Raw genomic sequence first — 23,596 nt, 5'->3', positions numbered from 1 at the left:
ACCGTGACGACTCCTGCCTCCCCCTCCTGGCCCCACGCCGGCGACCCGACCGCCGAGCCCCCCGTCGGCTGTCCCGCCCACGGCCTCGGCCCCGGCGGCCTGCGCCGGCTGTACGGCCCCGAGGCGGACGCCGACCTCGCGGGTCTGTACGAGAAGCTGCGCGCCGAGCACGGCGCGGTGGCGCCCGTGCTGATCCACAACGACGTGCCGATGTGGGCGGTGCTCGGCCACAGCGAGAACCTGCACATGGTCCGCACCCCCTCGCAGTACACGCGCGACTCGCGCCGCTGGCGGGCGGTGCAGGACGGCTCGGCGGGTCTCGACCACCCGCTCGCGCCCGTCTTCACCTGGCAGCCGATGTGCAGCTTCGTCGAGGGCGACGAGCACCAGCGGCTGCGCGGCGCGGTCACCGGCGCCATGTCGAGCATCGACCACCGCGGCATCCGCCGCTTCATCAACCGCTACACCAACCACCTCCTCAACGACTTCTGCCAGGACGGCCGCGCCGACCTCGTCAGCCGGTTCGCCGAGCACCTGCCGATGATGGTGATGTGCCACGTCCTCGGCATGCCGGAGGAGTACAACGAGCGCATGGTGCAGTCGGCCCGCGACATGATCAAGGGCACCGACACCGCCATCGCCAGCAACGCGTACGTGATGGAGGTCCTGATGGGGCTCGTGGCACGGCGCCGCGCCAACCCCGAGGAGGACTTCACCAGCAACCTCATCGCGCATCCCGCCCGGCTCACCGACGACGAGGTCGGCGCGCACCTGCGTCTGGTGCTCATCGCCGCGTACGAGGCCACCGCCAACCTCATCGCGAACGTCCTGCGGATGGTCCTCACCGACCCGCGCTTCCGCGCCCAGCTCAGCGGCGGGCAGATGACGGTGCCCGAGGCCGTCGAGCAGTCCCTGTGGGACGAGCCGCCGTTCAGCGCGATGGTCGGCTACTTCGCCAAGCAGGACACCCAGCTCGGCGGGCAGCACATCCGGGCGGGCGACGGCCTGATCATGGGCATCGCGCCGGGCAACGTCGACCCGGTCGTACGGCCCGATCTCGCGGCCAACATGCGGGGCAACCGCTCGCACCTCGCGTTCGGCGGCGGGCCGCACGAATGCCCCGGCCAGGACATCGGCCGTGCCATCGCCGACACCGGCGTCGACGCGCTCCTGATGCGGCTGCCGGACGTCGAACTGGACATCGACGAGAGCGAGTTGCGGTGGACCGCGACGATCATGTCGCGGCATCTGGTGGAGCTGCCGGTCAAGTTCGCGCCGCGGCCTCCGCAGGACGTGACGGCCCGCCCGTCGGCGCAGATGCCGGCGCCGCGCAGGGACTGGCAGGTGTCGTCCCCGCCGCCGCGCACTCCGGAGCCCGCCGCCCCGCTCGCACGGCCGGCGGCCGCCGCCCCGGCCGCGAGCCCCGGGCCCGCCCGGCCCAAGGGGGCCTGGCAGCGCTTCCTCACCTGGTGGCGCGGGTACTGACGGCTACCGCGCCCAGGCGTCGTACGCCGACCAGGCGCTCAGTGTCCGCCCGCTGACGAAGCGGTGCGCGACGCCCGTGACCGGGTCCGTGAACTCCAGGACGCGCGCCAGGAGTTGCAGGGGCCGCCGGAAGTCGTCCGGCGGCACGGGTCCGGCCACCACCGGGTAGACCGGGTCGCCGAGGATCGGCAGGCCCAGCGCGTTCATGTGGACGCGGAGCTGGTGGGTGCGGCCGGTGTGCGGGGTGAGGCGGTAGCGGCCGAGGCCGGCGCGGTGCTCGACGAGCTCTATCCGGCTCTCGCTGTTCGGCGCCGCGTCCGCCACCTCGTACGCCGCGATGATCCCGCGCTCCTTGACGATGTGACTGCGCACGGTCCGCGGGAGCGGTACGGCCGGGTCGTACGGGGCCACGGCCTCGTACTCCTTGTGCACGCGGCGGTCGCTGAACAGCGTCTGGTACGCGCCGCGTTCCCCGGGCCGGACGGTGAACAGGAGCAGGCCCGCGGTCAGCCGGTCCAGGCGGTGCGCGGCGCCGAGGGTCGGGATGCCGAGCTCCTTGCGCAGCCGGGCGAGGGCGGTCTGGGTGACGTGGCTGCCGCGCGGCATCGTCGCGAGGAAGTGCGGCTTGTCCACGACGACGATGTGCTCGTCGCGGTGGACGACGTCGAGGGCGAACGGCACGGGGACCTCCGGGCGCAGCTCCCGGTGGAACCAGACGAAGCCGCCCGGTGCGTAGGGCGCGTCGTGGGACACGGGTGCGCCGTCCGCGCCGACGATCCTGCCGTCCCGCAACATCGCGTCGACGACCCCCGGCCCGGCCGCGAGCCGCTCCACCAGGTGATCACGCACGGTGGACCACGCGCCGTCGACCGGCAGTCTGACCCGGGTGGGGTCGACGCCGTCGCGCTGGGGGAGCGGGGCGGGCGGGATGCGGGGCTTGCGTGTCATCAGGGGGTCAGCGTACGGGGCGGGGTGGGGCGGGTGGGCGTAGGGAGGGTGGGCGGTGAGGGGCGCGGGGGCGGGTGGTGCGGGGCATGGGGGCCGGGCACAGGGGCGGCGACGCAGGTCACGGAGGGCGGGCGGTGTGGATCACGGGGCGGTGCACCGGGGTGGCGGTGCGGGGCATGGGGGGCGGCGCACCGAGTTGGTGGTGCGGGCATGGGGCGGCGTGCCGGGGCGGCGGCGCGGGTTATGGGGGCGGCGTGCCGGGCGGCAGTGCGGGTTGCGGGGGCGGGGCACCGAAGCGGCGGCGCGGGTCACGAGGCGGCGCACAGAGGTGGCGGTGCGGGTTACGGGGGCGGGGCACCGAGGCGGCGGCGCGGGTCACGGGGCGGCGCACAGAGGTGGCGGTGTGGGTTACGGGGTGGGTGGGGGTGGCGGGGTGTATTCGTGGGGCTTCGGGGGTGGACCGTGTGCGGGGCGCTCGGGTGCGGGAGGCGGGGGCTCATGTGCGCCCCGGAAAACCACTGCCGTCACTTGGGCCCCGCTGGCACGATGCGCCCATGCCTTTCAAGATCTCCGACATCGTCGCGGCCGGCACGCTCGCCCGCCGTCCGCAGCCCACGCTCGCCGTCGCCGGGGGCGGTCTGGTCGTGCGGCCCTGGGAGGTCGAGGACGCGCCCGCCGTGTACGAGGCGTTCCAGGACCCCGTGATGCAGCACTGGCACGCGCGCGTGGCCGACTCCGAGAGCGAGGTGCGGGGCTGGATAGAGGGCTGGCGCAGGGCCTGGGCGGACGAGCGCGACGCGTACTGGGCGGTCGCCGACGCCGGGACCGACGAGGTCCTCGGGCGGGTCGCTCTGCGGTGCATCGTCCTCGGTGACGGGCTGGCGGAGGTCGCGTACTGGACGATGCCGTCGGCGCGCGGCCTGGGCATCGCCCCGCGCGCCGTCACGGCGCTCACGGAGTGGGCCTTCGACACGGTCGGCCTGCACCGCCTGGAGCTGACCCACTCGACGGCCAACGAGGCGTCCTGCCGCGTGGCCCTGAAGACGGGCTTCACGCCGGAGGGCACGAAACGCAGCGCGCTGCTGCACGAGGACGGCTGGCACGACATGCACCTGCACGCCCGCATCAGGGATGACGGGCCCGCCGTCCTGGCGTGAGGCAGGTCAGGCCGACTGCTCCTGCTCCGCCTCCACCTGTGCGTTCCACTCGCGCTTGGAGGCCTGCCAGCCGTCCTCGTTGTGGCCGAGGCGCCAGTAGCCGGAGATGGAGAGGCGGTCCCGGGGGATCTCGCGTTCCACGCGCAGGTAGCGGCGCAGCTCCTTCACGAAGCCTGCCTCGCCGTGCACGAAGGCGTGGAGGTCGCCCTCGGGGAACTCCAGTGCGCGTACGGCTTCGACCAGGAGCCGGCCGACCGGGCGGTCGCCGCGGTGCAGCCAGACGATCTCCGCGTCCGTCGCGATCTTCTGCTCCTCCTCGGGGCCCGCGACCTCGATGAAGACATGGGCGAGCGCGCCCTCGGGCAGTGCCTCGGCCGCGGCGGCGACGGCGGGCAGGGCGCTCTCGTCGCCGGCGAGGAGGTGCCAGTCGGCGGCGGCGTCCGGTGCGTAGCCGCCGCCGGGGCCGAGGAAGCGGACCGTGGCGCCCGGCTCGACGTCGCGTGCCCACGGGCCCGCGAGGCCCTCGTCGCCGTGGATCACGAAGTCGAGGGCCAGCTCGCGGGTCTCGGCGTCCCACCAGCGCACCGTGTACGTCCGCGTCACCGGCCACTGCTCGCGCGGGAACTCCTCGCGGATGCGCTGCATGTCGAAGGGTTCCGGGTAGGTGACGCCTTCGGCTGCGAAGAGCAGTTTCACGTAGTGATCGGTGTGCTCGCCCGCCGTGAACTCGGCGAGGCCCTCGCCGCCGAGGATGACGCGCTGCATGTGCGGGGTCAGCCGTTCCGTGCGGACGACCTGCGCGACATGGGCCTTCGGTGCTTTGCGTGCCGGACGTTCTGCCATGGCGACGGCCTCCCCTGATCCACAATTACTTAGGTTTACCTAAGCTAACACCTCAGGTGTGCAGGGTGGTGAGAAGCCGCGTCAGCGAGCCGCCGAGGCCCCAGCGGGCCGCCAGCTCGTCCAGGGCGGCGGGGTCGCGCGGCTCGCGGGGGAGCGCGAGGTCGATCTCCGGCAGGGGGACGTCGTCCGCCACCCGCACGACCTTCGGCGCGACCGCCACATACGCGCGGGCCTCGTCGAGCCGCTTGCGCTGCGACGGCGTGAGCTTGGACTTCGGGTCGTCGACGGCGGCCATGATCCCGGCCAGGTCGCCGAACGCGTCCAGGAGCTTGGCCGCCGTCTTCTCGCCGATGCCGGGCACGCCGGGCAGGCCGTCGCTCGGGTCGCCGCGCAGCAGCGCCAGGTCCACATAGCCCGGCCCGTCCACGCCGTACTTCTCGCGGAGCCACGCCTCGTCCGTCGTCTGGAGGGTGCCGACGCCCTTCAGGGGATAGAGGACGCGGATGCCGCGCTCGTCGTCCACCAGTTGGTAGAGGTCGCGGTCGCCGGTGACGATGTCCACCGGGCCGGTGGCGCGGGCCGCGAAGGTGCCGATCACGTCGTCCGCCTCGTACGCCTCGACGCCGACGCGGGCGATGCCGAGCGCGTCGAGGACGGCCTCGATGACCGGCACCTGCGGGGCGAGGGTGTCGGGGGTCTCCTCGGCGTCCGGGCCCTGGGCGACCTCCTCGGCGACGCGGTGCGCCTTGTACGAGGGGATGAGCTCGACGCGCCAGTGCGGGCGCCAGTCCGCGTCCATGCACGCGACCAGGTCGTCCGGCCGGTGGTCCTGGACGAGACGGGTGATGAAGTCGAGCAGTCCGCGCACGGCGTTGACCGGAGTGCCGTCCGGGGCCTTCACCGACTCCGGGACGCCGAAATAGGCCCGGAAGTAGAGGGACGCCGTGTCGAGGAGCATGAGCCGTCGAGTTCGCTGAGTCACATCGCGCATCATGCCGCACGGCACCGACAGCGCGACCGCGTTGCGCATCGCGCCAGGCCGTGCCGAGAACGCAACGGATGTGAACTGGGTCACTCCTTGGTTTGGTTCGGACAAGTGGGGGCAGGGGCGCAGCCGGAGCCAACCCGGTCGCGAATTCAACTTTTTCGATCGGTAAGCGGGCAGACACCGCGTCGCTCCACGGCCCGCCGGCGGGGGAGGCGGGCCGTCTTGGTTCAACCCGAGAGGTGTATGTGTCCAGGCTTCAGGCCGAGCACTTGTACAAAGTGTTCGGCAGACGACCCGATGACGCGGTGGAGAAACTCCGCCACGGAGCCGACCGGGAGGAGTTGCGCGCCGACGGCACCACCGCCGCCGTGATCGACGCCTCCTTCGAGGTCGAGCCGGGCCAGATCTTCGTCGTCATGGGTCTGTCCGGATCCGGCAAGTCCACGTTGCTGCGCATGCTCAACGGGCTGTCGGAGCCGACGGCCGGTCACGTCCGCTTCGACGGTCAGGACCTCACCGAGCTGAGCGCCCGCGAGATGCGCGCGGTGCGCTCCAAGAAGATCAGCATGGTCTTCCAGCACTTCGCGCTCTTCCCGCACCGCAGCGTCCTGGAGAACGCCGGCTACGGCCTTGAGGTGCAGGGCGTCCCGCGCGCCGAGCGCGAGAAGCGCGCCACCGAGGCGCTGGAGCTCGCAGGCCTCAAGGGCTGGGAGAAGTCCTGGCCCGACGAGCTGTCCGGCGGCATGCAGCAGCGCGTGGGCCTGGCCCGCGCGCTCGCCACCGACGCCGACCTGCTCCTCATGGACGAGTCGTTCAGCGCGCTCGACCCGCTGATCCGCCGCGACATGCAGGACCAGCTCCTCGTCCTCCAGAAGCGGCTGAAGAAGACCATCGTCTTCATCACCCACGACCTCAACGAGGCCATGCGCCTCGGCGACCAGATCGCCGTCATGCGCGACGGCCGCATTGTGCAGATCGGCGCCGCCGAGGACATCCTCGTCACCCCGGCCAGCGACTACGTCGCAGCGTTCACGCAGGACGTCGACCGATCCCGCGTGCTCACTGCGGGCGCGATCATGGCCGAGCCCGACGAGGGCTTCGTGATGGCCGACGCCCCCGCGACGGTCACCGAGGACACCCCGATCATCGAGCTGTTCACGCCCTGCTCCACCAGTGGTGTCGCGGTCGCTGTGACCGACGGCGACGGCAAGCTCGTCGGCGTCGTACCGCGGGCGCGGCTGCTCGCCGTGCTCGGCGAGCCGATGGAGTCCGACGAGACGGACGCGGAGCCGCGGGATGTCGTCGTTCCCGCGCAGGACAACGGCGGCAAGAGCGTGGGCAAGGTGAGCAGCGGTGCCTAGGATTCCCTTCGGCGACTGGGTCAACGACTGCGTCGACTGGCTGCTCAGCCACATGGCCTGGCTGTTCGACTTCTTCAAGACCGTCTTCCAGGGCGCCTACGACGGCATAGCCGACGTGCTCCAGGCGCCCGAGCCGCTGCTGCTCGCGGGCATCTTCGCCGTCATCGCGTTCTGGCTGCGTGGCGTGGTGGCCGGTGTGCTGACCTTCGCGGGCTTCGCGTTCATCGTCTCGCTGGAGCTGTGGGACCACGCGATGATGACGCTGGCCCTGGTGCTCGTCTCGACGATCATCGCGCTGCTCATCTCGGTGCCCGTGGGCATCTGGGCGGCGCGGTCCAACACCGTCAGCGGCATCGTCCGCCCGGTGCTCGACTTCATGCAGACGCTGCCGGCGATGATCTACCTCATCCCCGCCATCCTCTTCTTCGGAATGGGCGCCCCGGCGGGCATCGTCGCCACCCTGATCTTCGCCCTGGCCCCCGGCGTCCGCATGACGGAGCTGGGCATCCGCCAGGTCGACAAGGAACTGGTCGAGGCCGCCGACGCCTTCGGCACCACGCCGCGCAACATCCTGCTGCGCGTCCAGCTGCCCCTCGCCCTGCCCACGATCATGGCCGGTGTCAACCAGGTCATCATGCTGGGCCTGTCCATGGCCGCCATCGCGGGCATGGTCGGCACGGAGGGCCTGGGCGCCGACGTCAACGAATCCATCGGCCAGCTCAACGTGGGCCTCGGCTCCGAGGCGGGCATCGCCATCGTCATCCTGGCGATCTACCTGGACCGGATGACCGGCGCCCTCGGCACCCAGGTCTCCCCGCTGGGCCGGCGCGCCGTCGCGAAGCTGCGGGCCGCGCAGGGCCTGAACATCTGGACCTACCGTCCGCAGGCCGCCGTCGCGGTCGTCGGCGTGGTCGTCCTCGCCCTCATCGCGGGCGGCATGGGCGTCTTCGGCGGCTCGAAGTCCGAGGACACCGCCACGGACGCGAAGAACGTCGGTCAGGGCAAGCAGCTCAACATCGGCTACATCCCCTGGGACGAGGGCGTGGCCTCCACCTTCCTCTGGAAGGAGATCCTGGAGCAGCGCGGCTTCAAGCCGCAGACCAAGCAGCTGGAGGCGGGCCCGCTCTACACCTCGCTGGCGCAGGGCAGCATCGACTTCCAGACCGACGGATGGCTGCCGACGACGCACGCCGCGTACTGGAAGAAGTACGGCGCCAAGCTGGAGGACATGGGCTCGTGGTTCGGCCCGACCTCGCTGGAGCTCTCCGTGCCCTCGTACGTGAAGGGCGTCGACTCGCTCGACGACCTCAAGGGCAAGAGCGGGCAATTCAAGGGCAAGATCGTCGGCATCGAGCCGAGCGCCGGCATGATGGGGCTCCTCAAGGACAAGGTCCTCAAGGAGTACGGCCTCGACAAGGAGTACAAGGTCGTCGACGGCTCCACGCCGGCGATGCTGGCCGAGCTGAAGCGCGCGTACGCCAAGAAGGAACCGATCGTCACCACGCTCTGGTCGCCGCACTGGGCGTACAGCGACTTCGACCTGAAGAAGCTCAAGGACCCGAAGGGCGCCTGGGGCAAGGGCGACGGCGTGCACGCGCTGGCGCGCAAGGGCTTCTCCGACGAGAACCCCCTGGTCGCCAAGTGGCTCAAGGACTTCAAGATGAGCGAGAAGCAGCTCACCAGTCTTGAGGCGGAGATCAACAAGGCGGGCAAGGGCAAGCAGCAGGACGCCGTCCGTGCCTGGCTGAAGAAGAACCCCGGCATCGTCGACAAGCTCGCCCCGCTGCCGGACGACTCCACCCCCGCCGAGGCGAAGCGTCCGCTGAACGCCGCGTACTTCGCGTGGGACGAGAACATCGCCGTCACCAATCTGTGGAAGCGCGTCCTGGAGAAGCGCGGCTACAAGATGAAGCTGACGCCGGCCGACGTCGGCCCGGTCTACACCGCCCTCGCCCAGGGCGACCTCGACCTGGACCTCGACGCGTGGCTGCCCACGGCCCAGAAGCAGTACTGGGAGAAGAACAAGGCGAACCTCAAGGACCTCGGCTCCTGGTACAGCCCGACGTCGCTGGAGATCGCCGTCCCGTCCTACGTCAAGGACGTGAAGTCGCTCGAGGACCTCAAGGGCAAGGGCGACAGGTTCAAAGGCAAGATCATCGGCATCGAGCCCGGCACGGGCGTGATGACGGCCCTCAAGGACAAGGTGCTCCCCGGCTACGGCCTCGACAAGGAGTACAAGATCGTCCCCGGCTCCACGCCGGCGATGCTCTCCGAGCTGAAGTCGGCCTACGCCAAGAAGGAGCCGGTCGCGGTCCTGCTCTGGTCGCCGCACTGGGCGTACAACGAGTACGACCTGACCAAGCTCAAGGACCCCAAGGGCGGCTTCGGCAAGGGCGACACGATCCGCACGATCTCCAGCAAGAAGTTCCCCGAGCAGTACCCGCAGCTCACGAAGTGGCTCAAGGACTTCAAGATGAGCGAGCAGGAACTGGCCAGCCTGGAGAACGAGATCAACAAGGCGGGCAAGGGCAATGAGCCCAAGGCCGTCGACGCCTGGCTGAAGAAGAACCCGGGCTTCGAGCAGAAGATGACGGCGGCGAAGTAAGCCGGAACCGCATCCACCCCCGAGGGGTGGGCCTCGCCCTGTGGCGAAGCCCACCCCTCGACGCGTTCCCGCGGGGCCGCCGACTCCTTAACCTCGACTGGGCCCCGCCCCTCGTGCACATGTGAACGTGAGACCCGACCCGTGAGACACCGCCCGTGACCGCCAGGCAGCAGCACAGGACGGTGCTCTTCCTCGCCGCCGCCGCGCTGGCCCTCGCCACCGCCCTGCTCGTCGCGCAGCTCGCCCGCGCCGACGCCGCCCCCGCCTCCGCGGGCACCGCGCGCCTGGCCGCGCTCGCCGAGGACGTGACCGCCGCCGACGGGCACCGCTACGACGCGCGGGACCACACCGGCCGCACCATGGACGCCGCGCAGATCGAGCAGGACCAGGACGGCGGCTACCTCGCCGTCTACCACACGCTCCTCGCCGACGGCCGCTTCCACGCCGCCGTCGCCACCTCCACCGACCTGCGCCACTGGCGGCGCCGCCACGACTTCGGACCCGGCACGCACCAGGCCTCGCTCGCCCACGACGGCCGCGGGGGCTACGTCCTCGCGTACGAGAAGGACCCCCGCAACCACATCGCCGTCCGGGCGTACGAGAACCGTGCCGCGCTGCTCGACGGGCGGGCCCGCCGGGCCTTCGACGCGCCGCTGACCCTCTCGCGCTGCGCCGAGGGCACCCCGAGCGTCACCGCCGTGCGCGGCGCCACGATCCACCTCACCGGGCACTACCGGGCGGGCTGCGACACCGACCGCCAGCTGCGCGCCACCCTCACCGGCTTCCGGCGCTGGCACGCCGAGCCCGACCGGCGCCTGGACCGTGCCGTGCGCGCCCGGGGCAACGGCGGCAACATCGGCGACCGGGCGCCCGTGCGGCTCGGCGGGCAGCGCGTGGTCCTCGTCGAGGGGCAGGGGCGGCGCGGTGACTTCGGCAGCTGGGGCACGTACGCCTACGACCCCCCGAGTGGCCGCGCGGACCGCCTCGACATCCGCACGCACGGCGGCAGCCGCGCCTTCGCCAACCCGTCGGCGACCCTCCTCACCGACCCGCGGGGCCGCCCCGCCCTGCTCGTCAGCCTGTTCGTACCGGCGGAGGGTGCCGCGCCCGGGGAGGCCGGACAACTGCTCTACTGGCACAAGCTGTAGCTCCACCGGCACAAGCTGCGGGGGCCGGTCCGGGGAACGGGGCGAAACCGTTTGGCGAACATGCGTAGGGTGCAGAAAACCCCTCAGGGTTGAGAGCGGGCCGATGCGCTGAAGGGAGCCGAGGCGATGGACGAGCACAAGGAGACCCTCCGGGTGGGCTCTGCCGTGCGGCGGCGCCGCCGCCAGCTGGAGCTCACCCTTGCCGTCGTCGCCGAGCGCAGCGGACTCTCCGTGCCGTTCCTCAGCCAGATCGAGAACGAGCGCGCCCGGCCCAGCTCGCGCTCCCTCCAGCGGGTCGCCGACGCGCTGTGCACCACCGACGTGGAGCTCCTGGCCGCCGCCGACCCGGCCCGCACCGTCGAGGTGGTGCGCGCCGACGACGCCACGGACCTGGAGGGCTCCACCCCCGAGGCGCGCGTACGGGAACTGGCGCGCGGCCACCATCAGCTGCACGCCCTGGAGTTCATCGGCGACCACGACGAGGGGCGCGAGTTCCAGCACCGCAACGACGAGCTGATGTACGTGGTGGAGGGCGCCGTGGAGATGGAGGCCGAAGGCCGGGCCTACCGCCTGGGGCGCGGCGACACCCTCTTCCTCACGGGCGGCGTGCGCCACCGCTGGCGGGCCACCGTGCCGGACACCCGGGTCCTGGTGGTCGCCGTGGGGGACCACATCGAAGCGGTGGACGACAGGGGGCGCTGACGTGCCGCTCGCGCGGGGCCCGCTGCGGGTCGTCTCGCTGGTGCCCTCGCTGACCGAGGCGGTCGCGGTCACCGTGCCGGGCGCGCTGGTCGGTGCGACGGACTGGTGCAGCCATCCGGCGGACCTGGACGCGCGCGGAGTGGCGCGGGTGGGCGGCACGAAGAACCCCGACGTGCCCCGCATCGTCGCCCTCGCGCCCGACCTCGTCATCGCCAACGAGGAGGAGAACCGCGCCCCCGACCTGGCGGCCCTGCGCGCGGCCGGCGTCGAGGTCCTGGTGACGGAGGTGCGGACGCTTGACCAAGCCTTTCGCGAACTGACCCGCGTCCTCGCGGCGTGCGGGGCACAGCGGCGGCCGCGGTGGCTGACGGACGCGGAGGCGGCGTGGCAGGGCTGGGCGGCTCCCCCGGTCCGCCTCCGCGGGGCGGTCCCGATCTGGCGGCGGCCGTGGATGGTCCTCGGCCGCGACACCTTCGCGGGAGACCTGCTCGCGCGCCTCGGCGTCGACAACGCGTACGCCGGACACGCCGAGCGGTACCCACGCGTCCCGATCGAGGAACTGCGGGCGGCGGACCTCGACTTGGTGATCCTCCCCGACGAGCCGTACCGCTTCACGCGCGACGACGGCCCCGAGGCGTTCCCGCGCCAGACGCCGGTCGCCCTGGTCAGCGGCCGGCATCTCACGTGGTACGGGCCGTCGCTCGCGGAGGCGCCGGGGGTGCTCAGCGGGGCGGTGCGAGCAGCCGGCCGGTGAGGATGCCGTGCAGGGTGTGGGTCAGGGCCACGGCCCATGCGGTCGTCAGGAGCAGGAAGAGGGCGGTGGCGAGCCAGGAGAGCGGGGTGAGGCCGGTGTGGGCGGCGAGGCCCTCCGCGCCGGTGACGCAGGTGCCGATGGGGAAGGTGAACGCCCACCAGGTCATCGCGAAGCCCATGCCGCGGCGGCGGGCGCGGAGCACCAGGGCTCCGGCGAGTGCCAGCCACAGCAGGGCGAAGCCCAGCACGGGCACGCCGTAGAGGACGGCGAAGGCGAGGAAGCCGCGGTCGAGGGGGGCGGGGACGACGCCCGGGGCGAAGTCGGCGAACTTGTTCGCGGCGGTCGTGGACTGGCCGAGCGGGCCGAGCACCAGGAACAGGGTGGGGGTGAGGGCCAGGGGCAGCGGGCCCGCGGTCACCAGGCGGGCGAAGATCACCGGCAGCATCACCAGGGTGGCGAGGAGGCTCAGGCCGAACATGGCGAAGCAGGCGTACAGCAGCGTCTGCTGTGCCTGGCCCGCGGGCAGGTGGGGTACGAGCAGCGGGCCGACGGCCGCCGAGACCATGGGCGCCACCACGGGCAGCAGCCACACCGGTGAGGCCTGGTCGGCGGTGATGCGGTGCCGGGTCACCATCAGGTAGGGGACGGCGACGGCCGCCGCGAGACCGATGACGGTGCCGGTGGTGAACAGGACGGTGTCGAGCGCGACGGCCGCGCCCGTGCCGATCCAGTCCTCGCCGACGAGCAGGGTGCCGGCGCCGACCGCGAGCAGGGCCATCGACAGACAGCCGTAGAACGGTGCCACGGCCGGGTCGAGCAGATGGGCGCGGGCCTGGTCGCGGTGGTGGATCCAGTGCGCGGCGCGGGCGATGAGCAGGACGGCCAGCAATAGGAAGGACAGCGCCCACACGATCGTGCAGCCCGTGCGCAGCCCCGGAAACCCGTACGGCAGTGTCGCGCCCGCGTTGGCGACGATGGCGGTGCCCATGACGGAGGCGTACCAGTTGGGGCCGAGGTGGCGGACCGCGAGGGCGCGGGTAGCGGGGGCGTGGGTGCCGGGGGCCGTGGGGGAGACGGTGGCGGGGTGGGCGGTGGTGACCATGGGTCCACCGTCGTACGGGGGGAGCGGTGCGACCAGGGAGCACCTTTCTATGAGGGCATAAGCTGGTTTTATGAGTACGTCGCCTGCGTCGCCCGAGCCCGCTGCTTCTGCTTCCGGCCATATCGCTGAGGCGTCCCTCGCGCACCGCGTGCCCGACCTCGGCGCGCTCCAGCTGTTGCTCGCCGTGGCGCGGCTCGGCAGTCTCGGGCGGGCCGCCCGTGAGCTCGGCATCACGCAGCCCGCGGCGAGCAGCCGGGTGCGGGCGATGGAGCGTCAGCTGGGCGTCGCCCTCGTCGACCGGTCGCCCCGCGGTTCGCGGCTCACCGACGCGGGCGCCCTGGTCACCGACTGGGCCGGCCGTGTCGTGGAGGCGGCGGAGGCCTTCGACGCGGGGGCGCAGGCGCTGCGCGTGCGGCGGGACTCGCGGCTCCGGGTGGCAGCGAGCATGACGATCGCCGAGTATCTGCTGCCGGGCTGGCTGATCGCCCTGCGGACGCAGCGGCCGGACACGGCGGTGTCCCTGCTCGCGGGGAACTCCGCGGCCGTCGCCGCCCGGCTGCTGGCCGGTGAGGCGGACCTCGGCTTCGTCGAGGGGCTCACCGTGCCGGGCGGGCTCGACGAGGTCGTCGTCGCGCACGACCGCCTGGTCGTCGTGACGGCGCCGGGGCATCCATGGGCGCGGCGCAGGAAGCCGCTCGCGGCGGCGGAGCTGGCGGCGACGCCGCTGATCCTGCGCGAGGAGGGCTCGGGCACCCGCCAGGTCCTCGACGCGGCACTCGGCGGACTCGCCCGCCCCCTGATCGAGCTGTCGTCGACGACGGCGGTGAAGGCCTCGGCGGTGAGCGGCGCGGGCCCCTCGGTCCTGAGCGAACTCGCGGTGGGCGAGGAGCTCGCGGCGCGCCGCCTGGTCGAGATACCCCTCGCCGACGTCCAGCTGCGCAGGGAGCTGCGGGCGGTCTGGCCGACGGGGCACCGCCCGGCGGGACCGGGGCGGGATCTGCTGGCGCTGACGCGGGGTGGGCCGGGGGCCGGTGGGCGGCGGCCCTGAGCCGCGGATCCGGACCGGAGCGGGCCGCCCGTGCGGGCCGCCGCGTCCAGGACCGGTTCGCGCGCGGCGCCCGTGCCAGGTACGCCCTGCCGCCCTCGGCCCGCGCTGCGTCGTGCGGCTTGTGCCGTTCCCGCTCGGCGGCGCCGCTGAGCTCATCGCGGGTGGGCCGGAGGCGGTCGGTGCCTCCAGGTGGCGGGGGAGTGGGCGCGCGATCGGTGGGGGAGCACGCCGGGAGCGGGCGGCGTGGGTGGGGGAGCGGCAGCAGGGGGGCGGGTGGCGTCCGTGGGGGAAAATGCGTGGCAGGCCCGCCCGGGTCCGCTCACCATGGGTGAATGAACCCCACTGCTCCCCCGGCCACCGGCGTACGCACCCCCTGGCGTCAACTCCCCGCGCACGTACGGGCAGGGCTGGCGGACGCGCTCGGGGCGCCTGTGGTCGAAGCCGTGACGCAGCGGGGCGGGTTCTCGCCGGGTGTCGCCGCGCGGGTGCTGCTCGCCGACGGGCGGCGCGCGTTCGTCAAGGCGGTCAGCGCCGAGACCAACCCCGGCAGCCCACGCCTGCACCGCGCGGAGGCCCGTAACGCCGCCGCCCTGCCGGACTCCGTGCCCGCGCCCCGGCTCCTCGCTTCCTACGACGACGGGACCTGGGTCGCCCTGGCCTTCGAGGACATCGACGGGCGGCAACCTCAAGTCCCTTGGCAGGCGGCCGAGTTGGAGCGCGTGCTTGATGCTGTGGATGCCCTCTCGCGGGAGCTCACACCCGCGCCGCTCGCCGCCCCCACCGCGGCGCAGGCGCTGGCAGGCGTCTTCCGGGGGTGGGAGCGGCTGATCGAGGAGGGGGCGGAGGGTGACGCCAGGCTCGACCCGTGGGTCCGTCGGCATCTGCCCGCCCTCGCCGAACTCGCCGCGCCGTGGCCGCAGTTCGCGGCGGGCGACACCCTCGCCCACGGCGACCTGCGCGCCGACAACATGCTGCTCACGGCAGAGGGCGACCGGGTCGTCTTCGTCGACTGGCCGCATGCCCTGCGTGCCGCGCCCTGGCTCGACCTGCTCCTCATGCTGCCGTGCGTGCGGGCGCAGGGCGGCCCCGACCCGGAGGAGGTGTTCACCGCCCGGCGGGTGGGCCGGGCGGCGGACCCACGGGGCGTGACCGCGACGCTGGCGGGCGTCGCCGGGTACTTCGTGCGGGCGTCGCTGCGGCCCGCGCCGCCCGGCCTGCCGACCCTGCGCGCCTTCCAGGCCGCCCAGGGCGCGACCGCAGTGGCGTGGCTCAGGACGCGGCTCGGACCAGCGCTGCCATGACGCGCGTGTCCTCGCCCATCTCTGGGTGCCACTGCACACCGAGCGCCCAGGCGGGCTCCGGGAGCTCGACGGCCTCGACGGTGCCGTCCTCCGCGTACGCCGACACGATCAGGTCCCTGCCGAGGCGGTCCACCGCCTGGTGGTGGTAGGTCGGCACGTCCGTCGACGCGTCCGGCACGATCGAGGCGTAGAGCGTGCCGGGGACCGGCTTCACGGTGTGCGTGCCGAAGACGCCCACCGCCTCCGCGTGCCCGTCCATGTGCTGGATCAGCGTCCCGCCGAGCGCCACGTTCATGAGCTGCATGCCGCGGCAGATGCCGAGGAGCGGTGTCCCCGACGCCAACGCCGCCTCGATCAGGGCCAGTTCCCAGCTGTCCCGCTCCCGTGCGGGCGGCCCGGTGCGCTCCTCGCGCACCGCACCGTACAGCTCGGGCTGCACGTCGGGGCCGCCCGCGACGACCACGCCGTCGAGCCGGGCGACGACGGACTCCGCGTGCGCCGGGTCGTCCGGCGGCAGCATCGCGGTGAGTCCGCCCGCCGCCCGGACGAGACGCGGGTACCCGGCGGGCAGCAGGGCCGCGGGCAGCTGCCACACGCCCCAGCTCACCCGGGGGTCCAGATAGGTGCTGACCCCGATCAGCGGCCTGCTGCCCACTGCGCTCTCGCTCTCGCTCACCGTTCTCCTCATGATCGTGCTCAGTCGCGTTCCAACTCTGCCTCGGCCGCCGCGAGCGCCGCGAACTCCTCCTCCGGTGCGCGCGCCACCAGGTGCTTGCGGCTGTAGATGCCGAAGTAGGCGATGGCGACCACGTACACCGCGAGCGCGATGAGCGCCGCCGTCACGTCCACCAGGAACGTCGCGACGAGGGCCGCGCAGGCGAGGACCAGCGCCACGGACGACGTGAGGACGCCGCCGGGTGTGCGGTAGGGCCGCTCGAGGCCGGGCTCGCGGCGGCGCAGCACGATGTGCGAGAGCGACATCAGGGCGTACGAGATGGTCGCGCCGAAGACCGCGACGTTCAGCATGCGGGCGCCGTCGCCGGTCGCCGCGGCGAGCCCGAAGCCGATGGCGCCCGGCACGAGCAGGCCGAGGTAGGGAGCCTTGCGGCTGCTGGTGAGCGAGAGGAAGCGGGGGAGGTATCCGGCCCGGGAGAGCGCGAAGAGCTGGCGCGAGCCCGCGTAGATGAGGGAGAAGAAGGAGGCGATCAGGCCGGCGAGGCCCGCGTAGTTGATGACACGGCTCAGGCCGGTCGCGTCGCCGTCCGGCTCCAGCGCCTCGACCAGGGGGTTGCCCGCGTCCTGGATCGCGTCCGCGCCGCGTGCGCCCGCCGACGCGAAGAAGGTGAGCAGCGCGAGGGCGACGAGGATCGCCATCGACCAGCGGATCGCGCGCGGCAGCGTGCGCGCCGGGTCCTTGGTCTCCTCGGCTGCCAGCGGTACGCCCTCGACCCCGAGGAAGAACCACATGCCGAACGGGAACGCCGCCCAGATGCCCAGAATGCCCATCGGCAGCCAGGAGTTGGCGCCGAAGGCGTCCGCCTCCACGGGGATGTCGTTCAGCTTCGACGCGTCGAAGTCCATGAACGCGCCGACCGCGAAGACCAGCAGCGCCGCCACCGCGATGCCGGTGACGACGAAGCTGAAGCGCAGCGCCTCGCCGACGCCCCACAGGTGGATCCCGATGAAGATGACGAAGCAGGCCAGGTAGACGGGCCAGCCAGAGGTGAGGCCGAAGAGGCCGAGCGACTCCACGTAGTCACCGATGAAGATGGAGATCGCGGCCGGCGCCAGGATGTACTCGATGAGGATCGCCGTGCCGGTCAGGAAGCCGCCCCAGGGGCCGAGCGCCCGGCGCGCGAAGCCGTAGCCGCCGCCCGCCGTCGGCAGGACGGACGAGAGTTCGGCGAGCGAGAAGACCATGCACGCGTACATCACGCCCATGAGCGCCATCGCGATCCCGAGGCCGCCGAAGCCGCCCTCCGCGAGGCCGAAGTTCCAGCCGGAGAAGTCCCCGGACACGACATAGGCGACGCCGAGTCCGGTGAGGAGCAGCCAGCCCGCGCTGCCCCGGCGGAGCGTTCTGCGCTCCAGATAGTCGTCCGCCGGTTCGGCCGGGCTCGGATTGCTGGACTCCACGGTCATGGCACGGCTCCCATGCGACGGCACTGCGGCGGGTGACCCAGACGGGCGACTCAATGGAACGGATCCATACCTTTGCGGTGTCGCGGGGTGGAAATCAAGCCCCGTGCGTTACGTCGCGGTTAATCGGTGCCCCCGTGCCCCGTCCCGTCCCGTTCCGCCCCGTCCCGCTCAGGTGAGGAAGCCCCCCGCCCCGCTCAGGTGAGGAAGCCCCGCAGCAGGGCCGCCGTTCCCGCGCAGTGTTCGCGCATCATCTCGCGCGCGCCGTCCGCGTCCCCGTCGAGCACCGCCTCGACGAGCGCGGTGTGCTGGCGCTGCGAATGCTCCAGGTTCCGCACGAGCAGCGGGATGCAGTCCAGGAGGTCGTTGACGGTCGCGCGGACCGCCGCGTACTGCGCGGTGAGCGACGGCGACCCGCACAGCTCGGCGAGCGTGAGGTGGAGCAGCGTATCGAGCCTGCGGTACTCCGCAAGGGGTGCGTCGTGGGTCTGTGCGAGCGCCGTGCGCAGCCGGTCCGCCTGCTCGTCGGTGAGCCCGTGCGCCGCGCAGAGCCCGGCCGCGCCGACCTCCAGGACCTCGCGGAAGCGCAACGCGTCCTCGACGTCGACGTCCTCGATGCGGCGGCGCAGCTCGTCCTCGCCCGGCGCCTCGGGGCGCGGCCGCACGAACGTGCCGCCGTACCGCCCGCGGCGCGACTCGACGAGCCCCTGCTCCTGCAACACCTTCAGGACCTCGCGCAGCGTCACCCGGCTGATGCCGAGGCGGTCGGCCAGCTCCCGCTCCGACGGCAGCCGTTCGCCGCCGGGCACCAGGCCGAGGCGGACGACCTGGAGGATCTGCTCCAGGGCCTCCTCGAAGCCGTTGCCCGCCCGCACCGGACGCAGTACCGGTGTCAGCCGGTCGTCGTCCAGCGCCGCGGGCGACGTGCCCTCTTCCGTGTGCGACATGCCCGTACCCCCTTCCCAAGCAAAGGTTCTCGGCAATACCTTATGGCTCCCGGCTGACCCAAGGAGGCTTTTCCCGTGGCAGACCGCACACCCCCGCTCACCGTCGAGGAGCTGAAGGCCCTCGTCGCGAGCGGCGAGATCGACACTGTCGTCCTGGCCTTCCCCGATATGCAGGGGCGACTCCAGGGCAAGCGGTTCGCCGCCCGCTTCTTCCTCGACGAGGTCCTCGAACACGGCACGGAGGGCTGCAACTACCTCCTCGCCGTCGACGCGGACATGAACACCGTCGAGGGCTATGCGATGTCCTCCTGGGACCGCGGCTACGGCGACTTCGCCATGCACGCCGACCTCTCCACCCTGCGCCGGGTCCCCTGGAACGAGGGCACCACGATGCTCATCGCGGACCTCGCGTGGAACGACTCCTCGCCCGTGGTCGCCGCACCCCGCCAGATCCTCCGCCGCCAGCTGGAGCGGCTCGCGGAGCTCGGCTACACCGCCCACGTCGGCACCGAGCTCGAATTCATCGTCTTCAAGGACACCTACGAACAGGCGTGGGACGCCGGGTACAAGGACCTCACGCCGGCGAACCAGTACAACATCGACTACTCCGTCCTCGGCACCGGCCGCGTCGAACCGCTGCTGCGCCGCATCCGCAACGACATGGCCGCCGCCGGGCTCGTCGTCGAATCGGCCAAGGGCGAGTGCAACCCGGGCCAGCACGAGATCGTGTTCAAGTACGACGAGGCCCTCGTCACCTGCGACCAGCACGCCATCTACAAGACCGGCGCCAAGGAGATCGCGGCACAGGAAGGTGTCTCCCTCACCTTCATGGCCAAGTTCAACGAGCGCGAGGGCAACTCCTGTCACATCCACCTCTCGCTCCAGGACGCCGACGGCACCAACGTCATGGCCGGCACGGCGGACGACCCCGGCGGCATGTCACCGGTCATGCGGCACTTCCTCGCGGGCCAGCTCGCCGCCCTCCGCGACTTCTCCCTCCTCTACGCGCCCAACATCAACTCCTACAAGCGGTTCCAGCCCGGCACGTTCGCGCCGACCGCCGCCGCCTGGGGGTACGACAACCGCACCTGCGCGCTGCGCGTGGTCGGCCACGGCCGCTCGATGCGCTTCGAGAACCGGCTGCCCGGCGGAGACGTCAACCCGCACCTCGCGGTCGCCGGACTGATCGCCGCCGGCCTTTACGGCATAGAGCAGAAGCTCGAACTGCCCGAGGAGTGCACCGGCAACGCCTACACCGGCGAGTACGAACACGTCCCCACCACCCTGCGCGAGGCCGCCGAGCTCTGGGAGAACAGCCCCGTCGCCAAGGCCGCCTTCGGCGACGAGGTGGTCGCCCACTACCGCAACATGGCCCGGGTCGAGCTTCAGGCCTTCGACTCCGCGGTGACCGACTGGGAGCTCCGCCGCTCCTTCGAACGCATGTGAGGAACGACTTGCTTCAGGTACTCAACCCGGCGACCGAAGAGACCGTCGCGTCCGTCCCGGCTGCCACCGCCGCGGACGTCGACGCCGCCGTCGCACGCGCCGCACGCGCCCAGGAGAAGTGGGCGGCCACCGCCCCCGCCGACCGCGCACGCCTCCTGCGCCGCTTCGCCACCACCGTCGACGAACACATCGAGGAACTGGCGCGGTTGGAGGTCCGCGAGGCCGGTCACCTCATCGGCAACGCCCGCTGGGAAGCGGGCAACGTCCGCGACCTGTTCGACTACGCCGCCGGCGGCGCCGAACGCCTCAACGGCCGGCAGATCCCCGTCGCGGGCGGCCTCGACGTCACCGTCCTCGAACCCCTCGGCGTCGTCGGCGTCATCGCCCCCTGGAACTTCCCGATGCCGATCGCCGCGTGGGGCACCGCCCCCGCTCTCGCGGCAGGCAACGCGGTGCTCCTCAAGCCCGCCGAGACCACCCCGCTCACCGCGCTCCGCCTCGCCGAACTCGCCCTGGCGGCGGGCCTGCCCGAAGGCCTCTTCCAGGTGCTGCCCGGCGAGGGCGGCGTCGCGGGCAACGCCCTCGTCGAGCACCCCGGCGTCGCCAAGATCGTCTTCACCGGCTCCACCCGCGTCGGCAAGCAGATCATGGCCAGGTGCGCCGACCGCGTGAAGCGCCTGACCCTCGAACTCGGCGGCAAGAGCCCCAACATCGTCTTCGCCGACGCCGACGTGGAAGCGGCGGCCCTCGCCACCCCCATGTCGTACCTCGACAACTCGGGCCAGGACTGCTGCGCCCGCACCCGCGTCCTCGTACAGCGTTCGGTGTACGACCGCTTCCTGGACATCGTGGCCCCCGCGATCGAGTCGATCGTCGTGGGCGACCCGTCCGACGAGAAGACGCAGATGGGCCCGCTGATCTCCCGGACCCAGCTGGACCGGGTCCGCTCCTACGTCACCCCGGGCGACGGCATCCACGGCACGGCGCCCGAAGGCCCCGGCTTCTGGTTCCCGCCGACGCTGCTCACCGACGTCGACCCGGACTCGCCCGTCGCCACGGAAGAGGTCTTCGGACCCGTCGCCGTCGTCATCCCCTTCGACGACGAGGCCGACGCGGTCCGCCTCGCCAACGCCACCGACCACGGCCTGTCCGGCTCCATCTGGACGCGGGACATCGGCCGGGCCCTGCGCGTCTCGACGGCCGTCCGCGCGGGCAACCTCTCCGTCAACTCGCACTCCAGCGTCCGCTACTGGACACCCTTCGGCGGCTACAAACAGTCCGGACTCGGCCGCGAACTCGGCCCGGACGCCCTGCACGCCTTCACGGAAACCAAGAACGTCTTCATCAGCACGGAGGCCTGACCCATGTCGACCACGTCCGAGAACATCTGCCGCCGCCTCGTCGGCCGCACCGCCGTCATCACCGGCGCGGGCAGCGGCATCGGCCTCGCCACCGCCCGCCGCCTCGCCTCGGAGGGCGCCCACGTCGTCTGCGGCGACATCGACGAGAGCGCGGGCAAGAAGGCCGCCGAGGAGGTCGGCGGGACCTTCGTGAAGGTCGACGTCACCGACGCCGAGCAGGTCGAGGCGCTGTTCAAGACGGCCTTCGACACCTACGGCTCCGTCGACATCGCCTTCAACAACGCGGGCATCTCGCCGCCCGACGACGACTCCATCCTGGACACCGGCCTCGAAGCCTGGAAGCGCGTCCAGGAGGTCAACCTCACCTCCGTCTACCTCTGCTGCAAGGCCGCCATCCCCTACATGCGACGCCAGGGCAAGGGCTCGATCATCAACACCGCGTCGTTCGTGGCCCGGATGGGCGCGGCGACCTCACAGATCTCGTACACCGCCTCCAAGGGCGGCGTCCTCGCCATGTCGCGCGAGCTGGGCGTGCAGTTCGCCCGCGAGGGCATCCGCGTCAACGCGCTCTGCCCGGGGCCGGTCAACACCCCGCTCCTCCAGGAACTCTTCGCCAAGGACCCCGAGCGCGCCGCGCGCCGCCTCGTGCACATCCCCGTGGGTCGCTTCGCCGAGGCCGAGGAGATGGCGGCCGCGGTGGCGTTCCTCGCCAGCGACGACGCCTCGTTCGTGAACGCCACCGACTTCCTCGTCGACGGCGGCCTCACCGGGGCCTACGTCACACCCCTCTAGGGCCTGTGTCGGAAGTCCCGTCTGCTCGGCGGCGTCACAGGCCCTAGCCGCGCCCGTGCAGTTCACCCTCCGGCCACCCCACCGTCAGCCGGGCGTCGCACGACGCCCGGCTGACCTGCGTAAACACGGGAGCGTGTACATGAACCTCAAGCGCCGCTGCACCGCCGCGGCCGCCGTGCTCGCCGTCGCGGGCGCCGGCCTCGCCGGCGTCCAGGCCACCGCCGAAGCAACGCAGCACCCCGCACGGCCGCAGGCCGCGAAGTGCCCCATGCCGACCGTCTCCCAGGGCTGGTACGGCGACAACAGGGCCAGACTCCAGAGCATGGTGGACCGCTACGGCACCTGTGGCGACCGCCACGGCCGCGGCGCCGCGCCGGTCGCCGTCTTCGACTGGGACAACACCGTCATCAAGAACGACATCGGCGACGCCACCATGTACTGGCTGCTGCGCAACGGCAAGATACGCACGCCGAAGGACGGCGACTGGCACACCACCAGCCGCTACCTGACCCGCCCGGCCGCCCGCGCCCTGACGAAGGCCTGCCCCGCCACCGGCACCACCCTGCCCACCCACCGGAACACCGCCTGCGCCGACGAGATCCTCTCCGTCTACGCCGAGGGCACCACCACCGCCGGCCAGGCGGCCTTCGCCGGCTTCGACCACCGTCGCATGGAACCGCAGTACGCCTGGCTCGCCCAGCTCACCCGCGGCTGGACCACCCGCCAGGTCAAGCAGTTCGCGGCCGCCGCGCGCAAGGAGAACCTCGCCGCGCCGGTCGGCGGCGAACAGCGGGTCGGCACCGGCGAGGTCACCGGCTGGGTCCGCTACTACGACCAGCAGCGCGACCTGATCCGCACGCTCAAGAAGGCCGGGTTCGACGTCTACATCGTCTCCGCGTCGCCCGAGCCGGTCGCCGAGGTGTGGGCCAAGGGCGTGGGCATCGACGCCAGGCACACCATCGGCATCCGCAACGTCACCGCCCACGGCAAGCACACCGCGCACCTCAAGGGCTGCGGCACCGTCGAGGACGGCGACGACTCGATGATCACGTACATCGACGGCAAGCGCTGCTGGATTAACAAGGAGATCCTCGGCGTGCGCGGCGCCGCCGCCGAGAAGGTCCAACCGGCCGCGAAACGCCAGGTGTTCGCGGCGGGCGACTCCGACACGGACGTCTCCTTCCTGCGCGACGCCACCGGCCTGCGGCTCGTCCTGAACCGCAACAAGAACGAAGTGATGTGCCGCGCCTACGACAACGGCGACGGCCGCTGGCTGGTCAACCCCATGTTCATCGAGCCCAAGGGCGAGAAGGCCGACCCCTACCCCTGCGCCTCCACCGGCTACACCGAACGGGACGGCCGCGAGGGCCCGGTGCGCCGTACGGACGGCACGGTGATCCCCGATCAGCGGGACACGGTGCACGGGACGTCCGTGACATCGTCAGCCCCGCAGGACTGATGTACGGTCC

The 23,596-nt window shown here is 72.2% G+C and carries 20 protein-coding genes; 13 read left to right on the top strand and 7 right to left on the bottom strand.

Annotated features, from left to right (window positions below; all coding sequences use genetic code 11):
- The first annotated feature begins 3 nt into the window (after positions 1 to 3).
- Positions 4 to 1,485, top strand: coding sequence for a cytochrome P450 (locus ACZ4Z4_RS16260; RefSeq protein ID WP_468327350.1), 1,482 nt, complete (start codon positions 4 to 6; stop codon positions 1,483 to 1,485).
- A 3-nt stretch (positions 1,486 to 1,488) separates the two neighbouring features.
- Here ACZ4Z4_RS16260 and ACZ4Z4_RS16255 read toward each other — a convergent pair whose 3' ends face one another.
- Positions 1,489 to 2,433: an RluA family pseudouridine synthase gene (locus ACZ4Z4_RS16255; protein ID WP_468327349.1), complete on the bottom strand. Its 945-nt coding sequence runs from the start codon at positions 2,431 to 2,433 to the stop codon at positions 1,489 to 1,491.
- Positions 2,434 to 2,987: 554 nt separating this feature from the next.
- Here ACZ4Z4_RS16255 and ACZ4Z4_RS16250 point away from each other — a divergent pair.
- Positions 2,988 to 3,590 carry a GNAT family N-acetyltransferase gene (locus ACZ4Z4_RS16250; RefSeq protein ID WP_468327348.1) on the top strand — a complete coding sequence of 201 codons (603 nt, stop codon included), beginning with the start codon at positions 2,988 to 2,990 and terminating at the stop codon, positions 3,588 to 3,590.
- A 6-nt stretch (positions 3,591 to 3,596) separates the two neighbouring features.
- Here the strand turns inward: ACZ4Z4_RS16250 and ACZ4Z4_RS16245 are convergent, their stop codons facing one another.
- Together ACZ4Z4_RS16245 and ACZ4Z4_RS16240 are read right to left on the bottom strand one after the other, a co-directional pair.
- A complete protein-coding gene (locus tag ACZ4Z4_RS16245; protein WP_468327347.1) occupies positions 3,597 to 4,433 on the bottom strand; it encodes a siderophore-interacting protein in 837 nt (278 codons plus the stop codon).
- A gap of 52 nt (positions 4,434 to 4,485) precedes the next feature.
- Positions 4,486 to 5,391: a 5'-3' exonuclease gene (locus tag ACZ4Z4_RS16240; RefSeq protein ID WP_468327680.1), complete on the bottom strand. Its 906-nt coding sequence runs from the start codon at positions 5,389 to 5,391 to the stop codon at positions 4,486 to 4,488.
- A 275-nt stretch (positions 5,392 to 5,666) separates the two neighbouring features.
- On the opposite strand from ACZ4Z4_RS16240, the gene ACZ4Z4_RS16235 reads away from it, so the two are divergent.
- From ACZ4Z4_RS16235 to ACZ4Z4_RS16215, 5 genes are all read left to right on the top strand, one after another.
- Complete coding sequence (locus tag ACZ4Z4_RS16235; protein ID WP_468327345.1) at positions 5,667 to 6,782, top strand: quaternary amine ABC transporter ATP-binding protein; 1,116 nt, start codon at positions 5,667 to 5,669, stop codon at positions 6,780 to 6,782.
- Positions 6,775 to 9,387, top strand: coding sequence for an ABC transporter permease/substrate binding protein (locus tag ACZ4Z4_RS16230; RefSeq protein ID WP_468327343.1), 2,613 nt, complete (start codon positions 6,775 to 6,777; stop codon positions 9,385 to 9,387). The genes ACZ4Z4_RS16235 and ACZ4Z4_RS16230 overlap by 8 nt, the downstream gene beginning before the upstream one ends.
- Before the next feature lie 155 nt (positions 9,388 to 9,542).
- A complete protein-coding gene (locus ACZ4Z4_RS16225) occupies positions 9,543 to 10,535 on the top strand; it encodes a hypothetical protein (RefSeq protein WP_468327341.1) in 993 nt (330 codons plus the stop codon).
- 126 nt (positions 10,536 to 10,661) lie between these two features.
- On the top strand, positions 10,662 to 11,237 hold the full coding sequence (locus tag ACZ4Z4_RS16220) for a helix-turn-helix domain-containing protein (protein ID WP_468327339.1): 576 nt from the start codon (positions 10,662 to 10,664) through the stop codon (positions 11,235 to 11,237).
- A 1-nt stretch (position 11,238) separates the two neighbouring features.
- Positions 11,239 to 11,991, top strand: a complete 753-nt coding sequence (locus ACZ4Z4_RS16215) for a helical backbone metal receptor (protein ID WP_468327337.1) — start codon at positions 11,239 to 11,241, stop codon at positions 11,989 to 11,991.
- Here ACZ4Z4_RS16215 and ACZ4Z4_RS16210 read toward each other — a convergent pair.
- Positions 11,960 to 13,093 carry a TDT family transporter gene (locus ACZ4Z4_RS16210; RefSeq protein WP_468327335.1) on the bottom strand — a complete coding sequence of 378 codons (1,134 nt, stop codon included), beginning with the start codon at positions 13,091 to 13,093 and terminating at the stop codon, positions 11,960 to 11,962. The two genes, ACZ4Z4_RS16215 and ACZ4Z4_RS16210, sit on opposite strands and share 32 nt — an antisense overlap.
- Positions 13,094 to 13,163: 70 nt before the next feature.
- Between ACZ4Z4_RS16210 and ACZ4Z4_RS16205 the strand changes: the two genes are divergently transcribed.
- The gene (locus ACZ4Z4_RS16205) at positions 13,164 to 14,141 is read left to right on the top strand and encodes a LysR family transcriptional regulator (protein ID WP_468327333.1); all 978 of its coding nucleotides are present in this window, start codon (positions 13,164 to 13,166) and stop codon (positions 14,139 to 14,141) included.
- Between the two features lie 332 nt (positions 14,142 to 14,473).
- Positions 14,474 to 15,442 carry a phosphotransferase family protein gene (locus ACZ4Z4_RS16200; RefSeq protein ID WP_468327331.1) on the top strand — a complete coding sequence of 323 codons (969 nt, stop codon included), beginning with the start codon at positions 14,474 to 14,476 and terminating at the stop codon, positions 15,440 to 15,442.
- On the opposite strand, the gene ACZ4Z4_RS16195 is transcribed toward ACZ4Z4_RS16200, so the two are convergent.
- The 3 genes from ACZ4Z4_RS16195 to ACZ4Z4_RS16185 form a co-directional block, all read right to left on the bottom strand.
- Positions 15,411 to 16,097 (bottom strand): gamma-glutamyl-gamma-aminobutyrate hydrolase family protein, encoded by a 687-nt coding sequence (locus ACZ4Z4_RS16195; RefSeq protein WP_468327678.1) that lies wholly within the window; start codon positions 16,095 to 16,097, stop codon positions 15,411 to 15,413. The genes ACZ4Z4_RS16200 and ACZ4Z4_RS16195 overlap by 32 nt on opposite strands.
- A gap of 41 nt (positions 16,098 to 16,138) precedes the next feature.
- Positions 16,139 to 17,584 carry an ethanolamine permease gene (gene eat / locus ACZ4Z4_RS16190; RefSeq protein ID WP_468327329.1) on the bottom strand — a complete coding sequence of 482 codons (1,446 nt, stop codon included), beginning with the start codon at positions 17,582 to 17,584 and terminating at the stop codon, positions 16,139 to 16,141.
- A 194-nt stretch (positions 17,585 to 17,778) separates the two neighbouring features.
- Positions 17,779 to 18,528, bottom strand: coding sequence for a FadR/GntR family transcriptional regulator (locus ACZ4Z4_RS16185; protein WP_468327327.1), 750 nt, complete (start codon positions 18,526 to 18,528; stop codon positions 17,779 to 17,781).
- 75 nt (positions 18,529 to 18,603) lie between these two features.
- On the opposite strand from ACZ4Z4_RS16185, the gene ACZ4Z4_RS16180 reads away from it, so the two are divergent.
- From ACZ4Z4_RS16180 to ACZ4Z4_RS16165, 4 genes are all read left to right on the top strand, one after another.
- Complete coding sequence (locus tag ACZ4Z4_RS16180; protein WP_468327325.1) at positions 18,604 to 19,974, top strand: glutamine synthetase family protein; 1,371 nt, start codon at positions 18,604 to 18,606, stop codon at positions 19,972 to 19,974.
- Between the two features lie 8 nt (positions 19,975 to 19,982).
- Positions 19,983 to 21,335, top strand: a complete 1,353-nt coding sequence (locus ACZ4Z4_RS16175; protein ID WP_468327323.1) for an aldehyde dehydrogenase family protein — start codon at positions 19,983 to 19,985, stop codon at positions 21,333 to 21,335.
- Positions 21,336 to 21,338: 3 nt separating this feature from the next.
- Entirely contained in the window at positions 21,339 to 22,127 is a 789-nt protein-coding gene (locus ACZ4Z4_RS16170) for a 3-oxoacyl-ACP reductase (RefSeq protein WP_468327321.1), read from the top strand.
- 139 nt (positions 22,128 to 22,266) lie between these two features.
- Positions 22,267 to 23,586 carry a haloacid dehalogenase-like hydrolase gene (locus ACZ4Z4_RS16165; protein ID WP_468327319.1) on the top strand — a complete coding sequence of 440 codons (1,320 nt, stop codon included), beginning with the start codon at positions 22,267 to 22,269 and terminating at the stop codon, positions 23,584 to 23,586.
- The last annotated feature ends 10 nt before the right edge of the window (positions 23,587 to 23,596 follow it).

It is taken from the genome of Streptomyces sp. NPDC030245 (assembly GCF_055572995.1).
This window is presented reverse-complemented; position numbering and strand designations above follow the sequence as displayed.